Raw genomic sequence first — 15,418 nt, 5'->3', positions numbered from 1 at the left:
TGCCTCGGAGCGCCTTACGTGGATCTTGTCGTCGCCGTCCTGTTCCAGCTGATCTATGTGATCTCGAACCTCGCGCTGATCAGCCTCGGTCTGGCGATCATCTTCGGCATGATGCGGGTCATCAACCTTGCGCATGGCGAATTCCTGATGCTGGGCGGCTACACGGTCGTCGTGGCCACCAATGCCGGGATCAACATCTGGGTCTCCATGCTGATCCTCGCGCCGCTGGTGGTCGGGATCATCGGCGTGATCGTCGAACGCCTGCTGATCCGCTGGCTTTACGGGCGCATGGTGGACACATTGCTGGCAACATGGGGCCTGTCGCTGCTGCTGGTGGGGATCGTCACCTCGATCTTCGGGGCCTCGACCGGAACGACCGTCTCGCCGCCGCTTGGCGTGGTGCGGATCGGGGATTATTCCGCATCCGGTTACGAGCTGTTCCTTGTCGTCGTGACCATCGTGCTGCTGTTCGGGGTCTGGTTGACGCTGCGGTTCACCAAGCTGGGCCTGCTGGCGCGCGGCACCATGCAGAATGCCGAGATGGCCTCGGCGCTGGGGGTGTCGACCAGCCGGATCTACATGATCACCTTCGGGCTGGGCGCGGCCGTGTCCGGCCTTGCGGGCGGGTTGCTGGCGCCGATGACGGGCGTTCTGCCCACGATCGGGGCCACCTATATCGCCAAGGCCTTCATCACCGTGATCTCGGGCGGATCGGCGATCCTTGCGGGCACCACCGCAGGCTCGATCCTGCTGGGCGGGATCAACGGCGTCTTCTCGTTCATCGCGGGATCCACCTTCGGTGAGATCGCGCTTCTTCTGGCCGCCATCATCTTGCTGCGCCTGATGCCGCGCGGGATCACCGGCCGCTTCTTCCGGAAATCGCTATGAACAGCGGCATGTTGCGCCAGATGCGCCCGACCTTCGTCTATGCCCTGCTGGGTGTGATCTTCATGTTCGCAGCCCCCAGCGTGCTGCAGCTTTTCACCATCATCAACCTGACAACGGCCATCGCGCTTGCCGTGCTGGCGCTGAGCCTCGCGCTGATCTGGGGCTATGGCGGCATCCTGTGCTTCGGGCAGGTCGCCTTCTTCGGGCTGGGCGCCTATGTCTACACCATCTCGGCGATCAACTTCGGCGGATCGACCTGGGCGATCCTGATGGCGGTGCTGGTCACCTCGGCCTTTGCCGCGGCCCTTGGGTATTTCATATTCTATGGGCGGGTGTCCGACGTCTACCTGGGCGTGATCACCCTGACCGTGACGCTGATCTTCTTCTCGCTGATCCGGCGCACATCGGGGCCGGAATACAAGATCGGCAATGCGCTGCTGGGCGGGTTCAACGGCGTATCCTCGCCACCCATCAACCTGCCGTGGAACCCGACGTCCTTTCTGTTTCCCGAACAGGTCTTCTATGTGGCGATGGCCGCGCTGATCCTGTGTTATGTCTTCGCGGGCTGGCTGGTGAACACCAAGTTCGGACGCGTCTGCGTGGCAATCCGCGAGAACGAGCTGCGCGCCGAACTTCTGGGCTATGACATTCGCGCCTACAAGCTGGGCATCTTCACCATCGGCGCTGGGATCGCGGCCATCGGGGGCGTTCTGTTCTGCAACGGCGTGGGGCGGATCACCCCGGATGTGTTCAACCTGTACAATGCGGCGTTGACGATCATCTGGGTGATCGTGGGCGGACGCGGCACCCTGATCGGGCCGGTGGGCGCCACCTTCGCGCTGTTCTACCTGACCTCGGCGCTTGGCGGGCAGACCGTTCTGAACAACAACCTGGTGCTGGGTGTGATCCTGATCATCTTCGTGCTGCTGGTGCCCAAGGGCGTCGCCCCCACGATCATCGACTGGGTCAACGCGCGCCGCAAGAAGGCGCCCACGCGGGCGCGGCGGCGGCGCGGCAGCCGGGCGGAGGGCACGCAATGACACGGCAACGAGGCGATGTGGTGGTCGAGACCCGTGACCTGTGCATGCATTTCGGTGGTGTGCGCGCGGTGGACCAAGTGGATTTCACCCTGTTCGACCGGGAATTGCGCTGCCTGATCGGGCCCAATGGCGCGGGCAAATCGACCTTTTTCAAATGCCTGACGGGGCAGCTTGTGCCCACCTCGGGCGAGGTGCTGATCCGCGGGCAGGAGATGACGGGCGCCGAACCCTTTCAGGTGGCAAGCCTTGGCGTCGGCATCAAGACGCAGGTGCCCAATGTCTTCGACGGCTTGAGCGCCGAGGAAAACATCTGGTTGTCCGCGCGGCGCTGGCATGGCGATGCGCGCGCCCGGGTGCTGACGGCCGAAACCATCGAGCGTCTGAAGCTGGGCGATATCCGCCGCACCCTGGTGGGGCGGCTGGCGCATGGGCAGCGTCAGTGGGTCGAACTGGGCATGGTGGTGGCGGCAGAGCCATGGCTGGTGCTGCTGGACGAACCCGCCGCCGGCATGACCCACGAGGAAACCTACAGAACCGCCGAGTTGATCGAGGAGATCAACAAGACCTCGGCCCTGATCGTGGTGGAGCATGACATGCAGTTCATCCGCATGATCTCGCGCACTGTGACGCTGTTTCATGAAGGACGCATCCTGATGCAGGACACGATGGAGGCGATTTCCGCCGACAAGCGCGCCCGCGAAGTCTATCTGGGGCATCGGGCATGAGCGCGCTGTTGAAGATTTCGGGGCTGCGCGCCGGTTATGGCCGCGTGCCCGTTCTGCATGGCATCGACCTGTCGGTGAACGATGGCGAGATCCTGGGCATCCTTGGCCATAACGGCATGGGCAAGTCCACGCTGCTCAAGACACTGATGGGGATCATCCCGGCCTCGGGCGGAAGCATGACTTTCGACGGACAGGATATCGGGCGCCAGCGGTCATCGGGGCGCGCGCAGCTTGGCATCGGCTATGTGCCGCAGGGCAGGGGGATTTTCCCCAATCTCAGCGTGCGCGACAACCTGCGCATGGGGATCGCGGCCCATGATCTGGACGAGGACAGCGCCATCGACCGGGTGCTGGCGGATTTCCCGCGTCTTGAACGCCTGCTGGAACGGGACGGCGGCGCGCTGTCGGGGGGCGAGCAGCAATTGCTTGCACTGGCCCGCTGCCTTGTGTCCGAGCCGGACCTGATCCTGCTGGACGAGCCGACGGAAGGAATCCAGCCCTCGATCATCGACGAGATCATCGACCTTCTGAAGGAACTCAACCGCCGCGAGGGGCTGAGCATCGTTCTGGTCGAGCAGAGCCTTGATTTCATCACCGCCCTGTCGGATCGCGTGCTGCTGATCCAGAAGGGCAAGATCATGGGCGAGGTGTCGGGCTCGGAGGCCGCTGATCCCGCCCTGATTGAGGAATTCACCGGCCTGGGGGCCGGGGGCGGCAAATCGGCCAAGCCCGCAACCGGCGGTATGGCGGCCTTTTCGCGGGACAAGTCCAGCCCGGCCGCACCGCCGCCAGCCCCGGCGCCGCGACCCGGCGCATCCGCCACGTCGCCGCGACCCGGCGCATCCACGCCTGCCCACAGACCCGCCGCCCCCGCACCCTTGCAAGAAAGGATGTCTTACATGACCGTCCAGCGCCCAACCCTGTCGCAGATGAAGGCCATCGTGGCCGAACTGGGCATGAACATGTCGGATGAGCGGGTTCAGGAATTCCTGGATGTGATGCAGGGCACGCTTGACGCCTATGACATCGTGGACGCGCTGCCCGATTACCTGCCCCCGGTTCTTTATCCGCGCACCTCGGGGTACCGGCCGACGCCGGACGAGAACCCGATGAACGCATGGTACGTGAAGACCGAGATCAAGGGCGCGCCGCGCGGGCCTTTGCTGGGGCGGACCATCGCGCTCAAGGATAACGTCTGCCTTGCCGGGGTGCCGATGATGAACGGCGCCTCCACCCTCAAGGGATATACACCCGATATCGACGCCACCATCGTGACGCGCCTGCTGGATGCGGGGGCGACCATCGTGGGCAAGGCGCATTGCGAATATTTCTGCCTCTCGGGCGGCAGCCATACCAATGCCACGGGCGCGGTGCACAACCCGCACAAGCACGGCTATTCAGCGGGTGGATCATCCTCGGGGTCGGGCGCGCTGGTGGGGGCGGGGCTGGTCGACATGGCCATCGGCGGCGACCAGGGCGGATCGATCCGCATGCCCGCGTCCTTCTGCGGTGTCTACGGGATGAAACCGACCCATGGTCTTGTCCCCTATTCGGGGATCATGCCGATTGAGACCACGATCGACCATACCGGGCCGATGACACAGACCGTCATGGACAACGCCCTGATGCTCGAGGTGATCGCCGGGGCCGACGGGCTGGACCCGCGCCAGTATGACGTGCGCACCGACAAATACACCGCCTCGGTCAGCCGGGGTGTGTCGGGCCTGCGGATCGGGGTCGTCAAGGAAGGTTTCGGTCATCCCCAATCCGAGGGGGATGTGGATGCATCCGTCCGCGCCGGCGCCGAGATGTTCCGCCGCCTTGGCGCCACCGTGGACGAGATTTCGATCCCGTGGCACCTGCACGGCCCCGCGATCTGGACGCCCATCGGGCTGGAGGGTCTGACCAACCAGATGATGCTGGGCAACGGGTTCGGTACCGGTTGGGAAGGCCTCTATACCACCTCGCTGCTGGATTATCATTCCAACTGGCGCAGCCGGGCGGATGAACTTTCCGACACGCTCAAGATCTCGATGTTCGTGGGGCAGTATCACCTCAAGCACACGCGCGGGCGCTACTATGCCAAGGCACAGAACCTGTCGCGGCAGTTGCGCGAGGAATACAACAAGGTGCTGGCCTCCTACGACCTTCTGCTGATGCCGACCACGCCGATGAAGGCCACGCCCCTGCCGCCCGCCGATGCGCCGCTGGCGCTGTGGACGCAGCGTGCGTTCGAGATGCTGCCCAATACCTCGCCCTTCGACGTCACCGGCCATCCGGCCATGTCGATCCCCTGCGGCATGTCCGACGGTCTGCCGATCGGTCTGCAGCTGGTCGGGCGGCGCTACGAGGAAAGCACGATCTACCGCGCGGCGGGTGCCTTCGAACAGGCCGGCGACTGGCGCAAGATGTAAGACGGGACTGGAACGGACACATGTCGGCAAGGGTCACATCGCGGCCGGGCATCCGCCCTGCAAACGGGCTGTCGCATGTGGCGGGCGCCACGGATCGCCCGCTGATCGAGGCGACGATCCCCGCCTTTCTGGCCGAGGTGGTGCGCCGGCATGGCCCAAGAACGGCGGCGGTGTTTCGTCAGACCGGCGACCGCTGGAGCTATGACGAATTCGCGCGGCTGATCGACCGTCTGGCGGCGGGGCTGCTGTCCATCGGCGTCTACAAGGGCGACCGCGTCGGCATCTGGTCCCCGAACCGTCCCGAATGGCTGCTGGCGCAATTCGCCACCGCCCGCATCGGCGCGATCCTTGTGACGATCAACCCGGCCTACCGCACGTCCGAGCTGGATTATGCGCTGAACAAGGCGGGCGTGTCCTGCCTGATCGTGGCGCCACAGTTCAAGACATCGGATTACATGGGAATGCTGGCGGAACTGGCCCCCGAGATGGCCACATGCCCGCCGGGCCGGTTGCGCGCCAAACGCCTGCCCAAACTGCGCAGCGTGGTGCAGATGGGGCCCAAGCCGCGGCCAGGCGCGCTGGCCTTCGAGGAATTGATGGAGCGGGGCAACCGCGCGGTGCGCGCGCGGCTGGACGCGATCAGCGCCAGCCTGCATCCCGATGATGCGATCAACATCCAGTTCACATCCGGCACCACCGGCGCGCCCAGGGGCGCAACCCTCAGCCACCGCAACATCGTCAACAACGCCATCTCCACCGCCCGCGCCATGCGCCTGCAACCGGGCGAGGGGCTGTGCATCCCGGTGCCCTTCTACCATTGCTTCGGCATGGTGCTGGGCAATCTGGCGGCCTGTTCCTATGGCGCGAAGATGGTCATTCCGGGCGAGGCCTTTGACGCGCGCGACACGTTGGCCGCCATAGACGCCGAAGGCTGCGCTGCCCTGCACGGCGTGCCGACGATGTTCCAGGCGATGCTGGATCACCCCGAGTCCGACAGTTACGACATGCGCAGCCTGCGCACGGGCATCATGGCAGGCGCGCCATGCCCCGAACCCCTGATGCGCCGCGTGATGGAGCGGATGCATTGCCGCCAGATCACCATCGGTTACGGAATGACGGAAACCAGCCCGATCTCGTTCCAGTCTGCCGTGGATGATCCGGTGGACCGGCGCGTGTCCACCGTGGGGCGCATCCAGCCCCATGCCGAATGCAAGGTGGTGGGACCGGACGGGCATACGCTGCCGGTGGGCCAGCAGGGTGAATTGCTGACGCGCGGCTACCTTGTGATGAAGGGCTATTGGAACGATCCCGAACGCACCGCCGAGGCGATCCGGCGCGGCTGGATGCATACCGGGGATCTGGCCACCATCGACGCCGAGGGCTATTGCCGGATCACGGGACGGTCCAAGGACATGCTCATCCGTGGCGGCGAAAACGTCTATCCCGCCGAGATCGAGGACTTCCTGACCACCCATCTCGATATTTCGCAGGCGCAGGTCTTTGGTCTGCCTGATCCCAAATACGGCGAAGAGGTCGCAACCTGGGTGATCCTGCGCCCCGGTGCCAGCATGACCGAGGATGCGCTGCGCGACTGGTGCCGTGGCAAGATCGCCCATTACAAGGTGCCGCGCTACATCCGTTTCGTGGCAGAGATGCCGATGACCGTGACCGGCAAGCCGCAGAAATTCGTGATGCGCGACAAGATGATGGCGGAACTGGGCCTGACCGGCTGATCAGGAAAGGAAAGACCGATGTTCACCCTGACAGCGATCCTGCGGGCCAAGCCCGGACATGAGGACAAGGTGAAGGCGGCGCTGCAAACCGTAGGCGATTACGTCCGCGCGCATGAACCCGGTACGGCCAGCTTTTTCGTCACGCAAAGCGCTGATGATCCTTGCCTCTTCGTCACCCATGAACGCTTTGCCGACCAGGCAGCGATGAACCGGCACAACAATGGTGCGGGTTCGCAGGGCTTTTTCGCCGAGGCGGGCGCGTTTCTGGACGGCCCCGCCACCGTTGTGACAGGGCCGGAAGTCTTCGAAAAGTAACAGCGCCTTACAGCTGCACACCCTTGGTCAGCGCACCGTCCACGACAAGGTTCGTGCCGCTGGTGAAGCTGGACGCGGGCGAGGCAAGGAATACCACGCCACGCGCGATTTCCTCGGGGCGGGCCATACGGCCCATCGGGTTCATCGCCAGCGCCTCTGCGAACAGGTCGGGGTTGTTCTTTTCGATGGACTGCCAGATGCCGCCGTCGAAATAGGTATTGCCCGGCGAGACGGTATTGGCGCGGATGCCCTTTGGCGCAAGCTTCATCGCCAGACCTTGCGCGTAATGCACCAGGGCGGCCTTGAATGCGCCGTAAGCGGGGCCGGTGAAATCGACCTCGCGCCCCGATACGCTGGAAATCAGCGTGATCGACGCCGCATCCGACTTTTCCAGCCAGGGCATCGCGGCATTCACAAGGCGGACCGAATGCATCATGTCGGTCTCGTATCCTGCCTGCCACGCGGCCTCGTCATCGGCGACGGCCAGCGCGGAGACGTTCGCCACCACGATGTCGATCCCGCCCAGGGCCGCGGCGCTGTCCTGCACCCATGCCTTCAGCGCATGGGCGTTTGATACATCAACCGCGCGGCCAAAGGCATTTGCGCCCTTGGCCTTCAGCGCTTCGACCGTGGCGGTCACGCCAGTTGCGTCACGCGCGCAGACCGATACGGCCGCGCCTTCCGCGGCGAAAATCTCGGCGCAATGCAGGCCGATCCCCTTCGTGCCGCCCGTGACCAGCACGCGCTTGCCCTTCAATCCCAGATCCATCTTGTCATTCTCCCTTGTTCTGCCCGGACTCAGGCCAGGTATTTCTTCAGCATCGAGGCGCCCAGCGAATATTTCGGGTCCACCATGTTCCCGACGCGCATCTTGCCGGCCTGTGTCGCAAGGAAATAGGCCTCGGATTCCTCGAACCCGTAGTCATCGACCATCCAGCGGATCAGGTCGCGGTAAGCCATGCGTGCTGCATCCTCCATCGGACGGGCGCTGCCCACGGCCATGATGAAATCCTCGGTCTCAAGCCGCACGCCGGGAATGGACCAGCCCTTGATCAGGTCGATCTGCACGGTGACGGTGGCGGGGATTTCCACGGCCACACCGCAGAGTTCACCATCGCCCTGCCGGCCGTGGCAATCGCCGATGAAGAAATAGCCGCCGTCACGTTGCACGGGGAAATAGATCACCGCGCCGGGGGCCACATCGGGCAGATCCATGTTGCCGCCGTAATAGTCGGGCACCAGCGACGAGATCGCCTCGAGTTCCGGCGATACCCCCATCGTGCCCACGAAAGGCTCGTAGGGCAGGGTGATCCGGTCCGAGAATTTCACGCCATCGGGGGTGACTTCCATCTTCTTGACGCGCTCGGCGATGGGGGCGTTCAGATGGGTAAGGCTGGACGCGACCAGCCCGCCGAAATCGGGGATCAGCGCCGTGGTGCCCGCAGGCTGCGGGCCGCGTGGCAGAAGGTCCTTGATATAAACCGCCAGCACATCGCCCTTTTGCGCACCCTCAACGGCGATGGGCCCGTTCTGCGGGTTCACGAAGGGCATGTTCAGCACCCTGGAGGGCAGGTCGTCCTCGGTCTTGACGGCACCGCCGAAGGCATCGAGCGTTTCCACCGCCACCACGTCGCCGGGCGCGATGCGCATCACCGGATCGGCATAGGGGCCATAGACATAATGATAGGCGCCTTGCGCCGCCTCGGACAGGTGGTGATGCGCGCCCTCGCGGGCCTGCGCGACGCCGCGCCGCCCCATCACGGATGATGCAAGCCAAGTCATTTCAGGAACCTCCCGATTGTTTGTTTGTCCTCACAGTAAAGCCTGCCGGATGCTTGGCAATAGCCCCGGACACGAATCGGACCAATTGAGGAAAGGAATCGGTGGATTAGTTCGCCACCGGCCACCTATCCCGTCAATCCCGGATGCCCCTGATCAAATAATAGGCAAAATATCGTGGATTATTTGCGAAACTTGCCAATCTTGCAGGGACCGAGTTTTTTCCTTGCGCTGCTGGCGTGGATGAAGATCAATGTAACCATTCCAAATTGGTTCATAAAGGTTCGCCATGTCCGACCGCGGTCACGACAACTCCTCTCTGGCGCTGGAGCGTCTGCGCGCCGTGTTGCGGGATGTTCCGGCCACGGGCGACAGCCGCATCCCGACCGAGCGGCAGCTGGCCGAAACGCTGGGGATCAGCCGAAGGTCCGTGCGCCGCGCGCTCGAGGTGCTGGAGGCCGAGGGGCTGGTCTGGCGCAAGCAGGGGGCAGGCACCTTCGCAGGCCCGCGCCCCGACACGCTGGAGGAAGGCCCCGCCACCGAGGCGAATTTCACCGAGGTGATGGAGGTGCGCCTGAGGGTCGAGCCGCAGCTGGCCCAGCTTGCGGCCTTGCGCGCCTCGGCGGCGGATGTGGCCCGGATGCGCGACATCCTTGTGCGGCTTGACGCCTCGGACGATGCGGATTCCCGCGAACTGTGGGATTCCGCCCTGCACCGCGAGATTGCCCGCGCCGCCGGTAACCGCTTTTTCCTGATGATCTTCGACTCGATGGACCGTGCCCGCCATGACGAGGCCTGGCGGTCCCTGCGTGAGCGCGCCCGCAGCCGCGCCAATCTGGCCGTCTACGCGCGCCAGCACCGCGAGCTTGTCGATGCCATCGCCGATCATGATCCGGTGCGCGCCGGTGCCGCGATGCGGACGCATATCATGGCGCTGAACGATGGTATCCTCAGGATGACCTCGCTGGAGGCGCTTGATGACGCGTCCTGATCCCGTCCTTGACGTGCGCGACCTGTCGATCCGCTTTCGCGGCCAGCCCGTGGACCTGATCGACGGCGTCAGCTTTTCCATCGAACGCGGCAAGACCCTTTGCCTTGTGGGGGAATCCGGCTGCGGCAAATCCGTGACCTCGCTGGCGATCATGGGACTGTTGCCCAAGCGCGCGGCCAGCGTCACGCAGGGTGCCGTGCGCTTTGACGGGCGTGATATGCTGGACCTGCCGGAACCCCAGATCGAGGATCTGCGCGGCAACCGCATGGCGATGATCTTTCAGGAGCCGATGACCAGCCTGAACCCGGCCTTCACCGTGGGCCATCAGGTGGCCGAGGCCGTGCGCCGCCACAAGGGCTGCACGCCCGCCGAGGCGCGCGACCGCGCGCTTGAGATGTTCCGCAAGGTGCGGATGCCGGCCGCCGAAAGGCGGCTGGATGATTATCCGCACCAGATGTCGGGGGGGATGCGCCAGCGTGTGATGATCGCCATGGCGCTGGCCAATGACCCCGAACTGCTGATCGCGGATGAGCCGACGACCGCGCTGGACGTGACCATTCAGGCGCAGATTCTCGACCTGATGCGCGAATTGCAGGACGATACGGGGGCGGCGCTGCTGATGATCACGCATGATCTGGGCGTCGTGGCCGAAATCGCCGATGACGTGGCGGTGATGTATGCGGGCCGGATCGTGGAAAGCGGGCCGGTGGCCCGGATCGTCGACGAGCCGCAGCATCCCTATACGCTGGGGCTGATGGGGTCGATGCCGGCGATCGCGGGCCGTCAGGGGCGGCTTCTGACGATTCCGGGCGCGGTGCCCCTGCCTGCGGCCATGCCGCAGGGTTGCCGCTTTGCATCACGCTGCCCCTTCGTGCAGGACGCCTGCCGCGCCGCGCGGCCCGGCCTGTCGGACATGGGGGGCGGTCAGCGGGTCGCCTGCCTGCGTGCGCCGCTGGACACGATGGTGGGGGCGGCATGAGCGACATCATTCTTGAAGCGGTCGATCTGCACAAACGGTTCACCCAGGGCGGCGGGCTGTTCGCCAAGTCGACGACGATCCACGCTGTCAATGGGGTGTCGCTACAGGTGCGGCGCGGCGAGACTTTTGCCATTGTCGGCGAAAGCGGCTGCGGCAAGTCCACCCTGGCGCGGCTGCTCCTGCGGCTGATCGATCCCACCGAAGGCAGCGTGATCCACGAAGGGCAGGACCTGACGCAACTGGGCGCGGGGGCCATGCGGTCGCTGCGGTCCGATCTGCAGTTCATCTTTCAGGATCCGTTTTCCGCGCTGAACCCGCGCATGACGGTCGAGACGATCATCGGCGAACCCCTGCGGCTGCATACCGGGCTGGACGCGGGTGCGCGGCGCCGCAGGGTGGCCGAATTGATGGCCCGCGTCGGCCTGCGCCCTGAAATGGCGGACAGGTATCCGCATGAATTCTCGGGCGGGCAGCGGCAGCGGATCTGCATCGCGCGGGCGCTGGCCTCGGAGCCGAAGCTGGTGATCGGGGACGAGCCTGTCTCGGCGCTGGACGTGTCGGTGCAGGCGCAGATCGTGAACCTGCTGGAAGACCTGAAAGAGGAATTCGGCCTGACCCTTGTCATCATCGCCCATGACCTGGCCGTGATCCGCCACATGAGCGACCGGATCGCGGTGATGTATCTGGGCGAAGTGGTCGAACTGGCCCGGACCGAGGATCTGTTCACGGCACCCCGCCATCCCTACACCCAAGCCCTGCTGGCGGCCATTCCGGTGCCCGTGCCCGGCAGCGCCGCAGGGCGCAAGGTGCTGGGCGGGGATATCCCGTCACCTGCCAACCCGCCTGCGGGCTGCAAGTTCCACACGCGCTGCCCGCATGCAACCGATCTGTGCCGCACCGCGCGCCCGGTGCTGGAGGGCAAGGACCACCAGGTGGCCTGCCATCATCACGACACGCTGCCCGCGCCCGATCTGCCGCTGGCGCGCGCATCCCGCCGCAGCCCCGCCGCCGAGGCGCGTTTCGCATTGTACCGCGCCGCGTCGCAAGGGGGCGCAGGCGCACCCTTTTATCAGTCCGACCACACTCACGAGAACAACTGACCAACAGCAAGGAGACCACCCCATGACGATAAGAAAGCTGATGACCACGCTTCTGGCGTCGGTCGCTATGGCAAGCGCCGCCCAAGCCGCCGATCTCAGGATCGGCCTGCAGGAAGACCCCGATGCGCTGGATACCGACCAGGCGCGGACCTTCGTGGGGCGGATCGTGTTCGAATCCCTCTGCGACAAGCTGGTGAACATCACACCGGACCTGCAGTTCATTCCCGAACTGGCGACATCCTGGGAATGGTCGAACGAGGGCAAGACCCTGACCATGAAGCTGCGCGAGGATGCGCTGTTTCATGACGGCACACCCTTCAATGCCGAAGCGGTCGTGGCGAATATCGAGCGGTCCACCACGCTTCCCGAAAGCCGCCGCAAGTCCGAACTATCTTCGGTGGAAACCGTCGTTGCAACAGGCGCTTACGAGGTGACCTTCAACCTCAAGAACCCCGATGCGACGCTGATCGCGCAGTTGTCCGACCGCGCGGGCATGATGGTTTCGCCGACCGCGGCCGCCGAAAAAGGTCTTGAGCTGGCCAATAGCCCGGTCTGTTCGGGCCCCTACAAGTTCGTCGAGCGGATCCAGCAGGACCGTATCGTGCTGGAGAAATTCGCCGAGCATTACGACGCGGGCAGCTACAGCTTCGACCGGCTGATCTTCCTGCCGATCCCGGACACCACCGTGCGTCTGGCCAACCTGCGCTCGGGTGATCTGGACATGCTGGAACGCCTGGCACCCTCCGATGTGGCGGGCGTCAAGGCCGATGGCAACCTGGCCTTCTCGGCGGCGACAAGCCTTGGTTACCAGGGCATCACCGTGAACGTGAACAACGGCGCGCGCTCGGAAACCCCGTTCGGCAAGGACAAGCGCGTGCGCCAGGCCCTGTCGCTGGCGATCGACCGCGAGGTGATCAACCAGGTCGTGTTCGAAGGCGTCTACGCGGCGGGCAACCAGCCGTTCCCGCCGACCTCGCCCTGGTATGACCAGACCAATCCGGTACCCGCGCGCGATGTGGATGCGGCCAAGGCGCTGCTGGCCGAAGCAGGGCTGGATGGCATCAAGGTGGAAATCCAGGCCGCCAACAACCCGGTGCAGCTGCAGCTGATGCAGGTCGTGCAGGCGATGGCGGCGGAAGCGGGGATCGACATCTCGATCAAGGCCACGGAATTCGCGACCATGCTGCAGGAACAGTCTGCGGGCAACTATGACGCGACGCAGGTGGGCTGGTCTGGCCGGACGGACCCGGATGGCAACATCCATTCCTTCATGACCTGTGCCGGTGGCCTGAACGACAGCAAGTTCTGCATGGAAGAGATCGACGCCCTGCTGAACAAGGCGCGCACCTCGACCGATGTGGCAGAACGCAAGGCAAGCTATGACGCGGCCAATGTGATCCTGCGCGAGGAACTGCCGATCATCTACCTGTATCACCAGACCTGGCTCTGGTCGATGTCCAACAAGATCAATGGCTTCCAGGCCTATCCTGATGGAATGATCCGCCTGTCCGGCGTCACGATGGAGTGACTCGGCCAAAGGGGTGCAGCCTGCTGGCGTGGGCTGCATCTTGATGACCCTTCCTTGACATGCCGCGGGGCCGCAGGGCCCCGCGCGACACCCGCACCCACAAGGCTGGCCCATGCTGTCTTTCATCCTCCGCCGCATCCTGATCGCGATCCCGACACTGATCCTGGTGTCGATGTTCGTCTTCGCACTGCAGAAACTGCTGCCGGGCGACCCGATCCTCGTCATGGCAGGCGAGGACCGCGACCCCGAGGTGATCGCGCTGCTGCGCGAGAAATACCGCATGAACGAGCCGCTGGTGATGCAGTATCTTTACTGGGCGGGCGATGTGCTGCGCGGGGATCTGGGCATTTCGCTGCGCACGAACGAGCCGGTGCTGGACCTGATCGCGTCCAAGCTGCCGGTGACGATCCAGCTTGCGATCATGTCGATGCTTTTTGCGATGCTCATCGGCATTCCGGCGGGCATCCTGTCGGCCGTACGCAAGGGCACATGGGTTGACTGGCTGGCCAATGTCGTGGCCCTGTCGGGCCTGTCGATCCCGAATTTCTGGCTGGGGATCATGCTGATCCTGCTGGTGTCGGTCAACCTTGGCTGGCTGCCGGCCTCGGGCTATGAAAGCCCCTGGATCGATCCCTGGAAATCGCTGACGACGATGATCATGCCCGCCTTCGTGCTGGGCACGGCGCTGGCCGCCACGCTGATGCGGCATACACGATCCGCGATGCTGGGCGTGCTGCAGGCGGATTACGTGCGCACCGCGCGCGCCAAGGGGCTGCGGGGGTGGGTGGTGATCCTGAAACATGCCTTCCGCAACGCGGTGCTGCCCGTTGTGACCCTGTCGGCGCTGCTGTTCGGCGAATTGCTGGCGGGCGCGGTGCTGACCGAACAGATCTTCACCATCCCCGGTTTCGGCAAGCTGATCGTCGATGCCGTCTTCAACCGCGACTATGCCGTGGTGCAGGGCGTCGTGCTGTGCACGGCGGTCGGCTTCATCCTGATGAACCTGGTGGCGGATGTGCTTTACGTCATCCTGAACCCACGGCTGAGGACCGCGCAATGACCGCACTTGCCGACACGCCCGCGAAACCCGTCAACCGCACCTGGCGCAAGCTGCGCGCCAACAAGAGCGCGCTGATCGGCGCCGCCGTGGTGGCGCTGTTCGTGGGTCTGGCGCTGCTGGCGCCGCTGCTGCCCATCGCCGATCCGAATGCCACCAACTGGGGCGCGATCCGCAAGGCGCCATCCGCCGCCGCATGGATGGGCACCGACGAGATCGGGCGCGACATCCTGGCCCGCATGGTCTGGGGCGCACAGGCGTCGTTGCTGGCGGGGGTCGTGTCGGTCATGATCGCCGTGGCCATCGGTGTGCCTTTCGGGCTGGTATCGGGCTATTTCGGCGGCTGGACCGACAGCATCATCAGCCGCTGCACCGATGCGCTGCTGGCGATGCCCTTCCTGATCCTGGCGATCGCGCTGGCGGCCTTCCTTGGCCCATCGCTGACCAATGCGATGATTGCCATCGGCCTGTCGGCGGTCCCGATCTTCATTCGTCTGACACGCGGGCAGGTGCTGGCCGTCAAGACCGAGGATTATGTCGAAGGCGCGCGCGCCATCGGTCTGGGGCATGTGGCGATCATGACGCGCTACATCCTGCCCAACGTGGTGCCGCCGATCCTGGTTCAGGCCACGCTGACCATCGCGACGGCCATCATCGCCGAAGCCTCGCTGTCCTTTCTGGGACTGGGCCAGCAGCCGCCCGCGCCCAGCTGGGGCTCGATGCTGAACACGGCAAAGAATTTCCTGAGCCAGGCGCCCTGGATGGCGATCTGGCCGGGCGCCGGGATATTCCTGGTCGTGATGGGTTTCAACCTTTTGGGCGACGGTCTGCGCGATGCGCTGGACCCGCGCGAGCACTGATCTAGCGGA

The 15,418-nt window shown here is 64.7% G+C and carries 14 protein-coding genes; 12 read left to right on the top strand and 2 right to left on the bottom strand.

Annotated elements, in window-relative coordinates:
- The first annotated feature begins 18 nt into the window (after positions 1 to 18).
- From ACMUJL_RS01925 to ACMUJL_RS01900, 6 genes are read left to right on the top strand one after another with little or no spacing between them, the layout of a single operon-like run.
- The gene (locus ACMUJL_RS01925) at positions 19 to 888 is read left to right on the top strand and encodes a branched-chain amino acid ABC transporter permease (RefSeq protein WP_068295024.1); all 870 of its coding nucleotides are present in this window, start codon (positions 19 to 21) and stop codon (positions 886 to 888) included.
- Positions 885 to 1,928: an ABC transporter permease subunit gene (locus ACMUJL_RS01920; protein WP_375570839.1), complete on the top strand. Its 1,044-nt coding sequence runs from the start codon at positions 885 to 887 to the stop codon at positions 1,926 to 1,928. Before ACMUJL_RS01925 ends, ACMUJL_RS01920 begins: the two co-directional genes overlap by 4 nt.
- Positions 1,925 to 2,653 carry an ATP-binding cassette domain-containing protein gene (locus tag ACMUJL_RS01915; protein ID WP_068295027.1) on the top strand — a complete coding sequence of 243 codons (729 nt, stop codon included), beginning with the start codon at positions 1,925 to 1,927 and terminating at the stop codon, positions 2,651 to 2,653. The genes ACMUJL_RS01920 and ACMUJL_RS01915 overlap by 4 nt, the downstream gene beginning before the upstream one ends.
- Complete coding sequence (locus ACMUJL_RS01910) at positions 2,650 to 5,067, top strand: amidase (RefSeq protein WP_375570841.1); 2,418 nt, start codon at positions 2,650 to 2,652, stop codon at positions 5,065 to 5,067. The genes ACMUJL_RS01915 and ACMUJL_RS01910 overlap by 4 nt, the downstream gene beginning before the upstream one ends.
- Positions 5,068 to 5,087: 20 nt before the next feature.
- Positions 5,088 to 6,800 carry an AMP-binding protein gene (locus ACMUJL_RS01905; RefSeq protein WP_375570843.1) on the top strand — a complete coding sequence of 571 codons (1,713 nt, stop codon included), beginning with the start codon at positions 5,088 to 5,090 and terminating at the stop codon, positions 6,798 to 6,800.
- Between the two features lie 18 nt (positions 6,801 to 6,818).
- Positions 6,819 to 7,115, top strand: a complete 297-nt coding sequence (locus ACMUJL_RS01900; protein WP_068295035.1) for a putative quinol monooxygenase — start codon at positions 6,819 to 6,821, stop codon at positions 7,113 to 7,115.
- A 7-nt stretch (positions 7,116 to 7,122) separates the two neighbouring features.
- On the opposite strand, the gene ACMUJL_RS01895 is transcribed toward ACMUJL_RS01900, so the two are convergent.
- Positions 7,123 to 7,884: an SDR family NAD(P)-dependent oxidoreductase gene (locus ACMUJL_RS01895; RefSeq protein ID WP_416914095.1), complete on the bottom strand. Its 762-nt coding sequence runs from the start codon at positions 7,882 to 7,884 to the stop codon at positions 7,123 to 7,125.
- Between the two features lie 29 nt (positions 7,885 to 7,913).
- Positions 7,914 to 8,897 carry an acetamidase/formamidase family protein gene (locus ACMUJL_RS01890; protein ID WP_068295042.1) on the bottom strand — a complete coding sequence of 328 codons (984 nt, stop codon included), beginning with the start codon at positions 8,895 to 8,897 and terminating at the stop codon, positions 7,914 to 7,916.
- A 286-nt stretch (positions 8,898 to 9,183) separates the two neighbouring features.
- On the opposite strand from ACMUJL_RS01890, the gene ACMUJL_RS01885 reads away from it, so the two are divergent.
- From ACMUJL_RS01885 to ACMUJL_RS01860, 6 genes are all read left to right on the top strand, one after another.
- The gene (locus ACMUJL_RS01885) at positions 9,184 to 9,885 is read left to right on the top strand and encodes a FadR/GntR family transcriptional regulator (RefSeq protein WP_068295045.1); all 702 of its coding nucleotides are present in this window, start codon (positions 9,184 to 9,186) and stop codon (positions 9,883 to 9,885) included.
- Complete coding sequence (locus ACMUJL_RS01880; protein ID WP_375570850.1) at positions 9,872 to 10,864, top strand: ABC transporter ATP-binding protein; 993 nt, start codon at positions 9,872 to 9,874, stop codon at positions 10,862 to 10,864. The genes ACMUJL_RS01885 and ACMUJL_RS01880 overlap by 14 nt, the downstream gene beginning before the upstream one ends.
- A complete protein-coding gene (locus ACMUJL_RS01875) occupies positions 10,861 to 11,964 on the top strand; it encodes an ABC transporter ATP-binding protein (RefSeq protein WP_375570852.1) in 1,104 nt (367 codons plus the stop codon). Before ACMUJL_RS01880 ends, ACMUJL_RS01875 begins: the two co-directional genes overlap by 4 nt.
- A 22-nt stretch (positions 11,965 to 11,986) precedes the next feature.
- Positions 11,987 to 13,492: an ABC transporter substrate-binding protein gene (locus ACMUJL_RS01870; protein ID WP_375570854.1), complete on the top strand. Its 1,506-nt coding sequence runs from the start codon at positions 11,987 to 11,989 to the stop codon at positions 13,490 to 13,492.
- Positions 13,493 to 13,604: 112 nt separating this feature from the next.
- Positions 13,605 to 14,552, top strand: a complete 948-nt coding sequence (locus tag ACMUJL_RS01865) for an ABC transporter permease (RefSeq protein WP_375570856.1) — start codon at positions 13,605 to 13,607, stop codon at positions 14,550 to 14,552.
- On the top strand, positions 14,549 to 15,409 hold the full coding sequence (locus ACMUJL_RS01860; RefSeq protein ID WP_068295055.1) for an ABC transporter permease: 861 nt from the start codon (positions 14,549 to 14,551) through the stop codon (positions 15,407 to 15,409). Before ACMUJL_RS01865 ends, ACMUJL_RS01860 begins: the two co-directional genes overlap by 4 nt.
- Positions 15,410 to 15,418 lie beyond the last annotated feature (9 nt).

It is taken from the genome of Seohaeicola sp. (assembly GCF_048006315.1).
Classification (GTDB): Bacteria; Pseudomonadota; Alphaproteobacteria; order Rhodobacterales; family Rhodobacteraceae; genus Seohaeicola.
Note: the sequence above shows the minus strand (reverse complement) of the source record. Positions and strands in the feature narration are given on the sequence as shown.

What these genes read in the sequence shown, in the direction of transcription:
- ACMUJL_RS01860 (WP_068295055.1), top strand. Translation starts at nt 14,549, where the DNA reads ATGACCGCACTTGCCGACACGCCCGCGAAACCCGTCAACCGCACCTGG.
- ACMUJL_RS01895 (WP_416914095.1), bottom strand. Translation starts at nt 7,884, where the DNA reads ATGGATCTGGGATTGAAGGGCAAGCGCGTGCTGGTCACGGGCGGCACG.
- ACMUJL_RS01905 (WP_375570843.1), top strand. Translation starts at nt 5,088, where the DNA reads ATGTCGGCAAGGGTCACATCGCGGCCGGGCATCCGCCCTGCAAACGGG.
- ACMUJL_RS01900 (WP_068295035.1), top strand. Translation starts at nt 6,819, where the DNA reads ATGTTCACCCTGACAGCGATCCTGCGGGCCAAGCCCGGACATGAGGAC.
- ACMUJL_RS01890 (WP_068295042.1), bottom strand. Translation starts at nt 8,897, where the DNA reads ATGACTTGGCTTGCATCATCCGTGATGGGGCGGCGCGGCGTCGCGCAG.
- ACMUJL_RS01875 (WP_375570852.1), top strand. Translation starts at nt 10,861, where the DNA reads ATGAGCGACATCATTCTTGAAGCGGTCGATCTGCACAAACGGTTCACC.
- ACMUJL_RS01885 (WP_068295045.1), top strand. Translation starts at nt 9,184, where the DNA reads ATGTCCGACCGCGGTCACGACAACTCCTCTCTGGCGCTGGAGCGTCTG.
- ACMUJL_RS01910 (WP_375570841.1), top strand. Translation starts at nt 2,650, where the DNA reads ATGAGCGCGCTGTTGAAGATTTCGGGGCTGCGCGCCGGTTATGGCCGC.
- ACMUJL_RS01920 (WP_375570839.1), top strand. Translation starts at nt 885, where the DNA reads ATGAACAGCGGCATGTTGCGCCAGATGCGCCCGACCTTCGTCTATGCC.
- ACMUJL_RS01870 (WP_375570854.1), top strand. Translation starts at nt 11,987, where the DNA reads ATGACGATAAGAAAGCTGATGACCACGCTTCTGGCGTCGGTCGCTATG.
- ACMUJL_RS01915 (WP_068295027.1), top strand. Translation starts at nt 1,925, where the DNA reads ATGACACGGCAACGAGGCGATGTGGTGGTCGAGACCCGTGACCTGTGC.
- ACMUJL_RS01880 (WP_375570850.1), top strand. Translation starts at nt 9,872, where the DNA reads ATGACGCGTCCTGATCCCGTCCTTGACGTGCGCGACCTGTCGATCCGC.
- ACMUJL_RS01865 (WP_375570856.1), top strand. Translation starts at nt 13,605, where the DNA reads ATGCTGTCTTTCATCCTCCGCCGCATCCTGATCGCGATCCCGACACTG.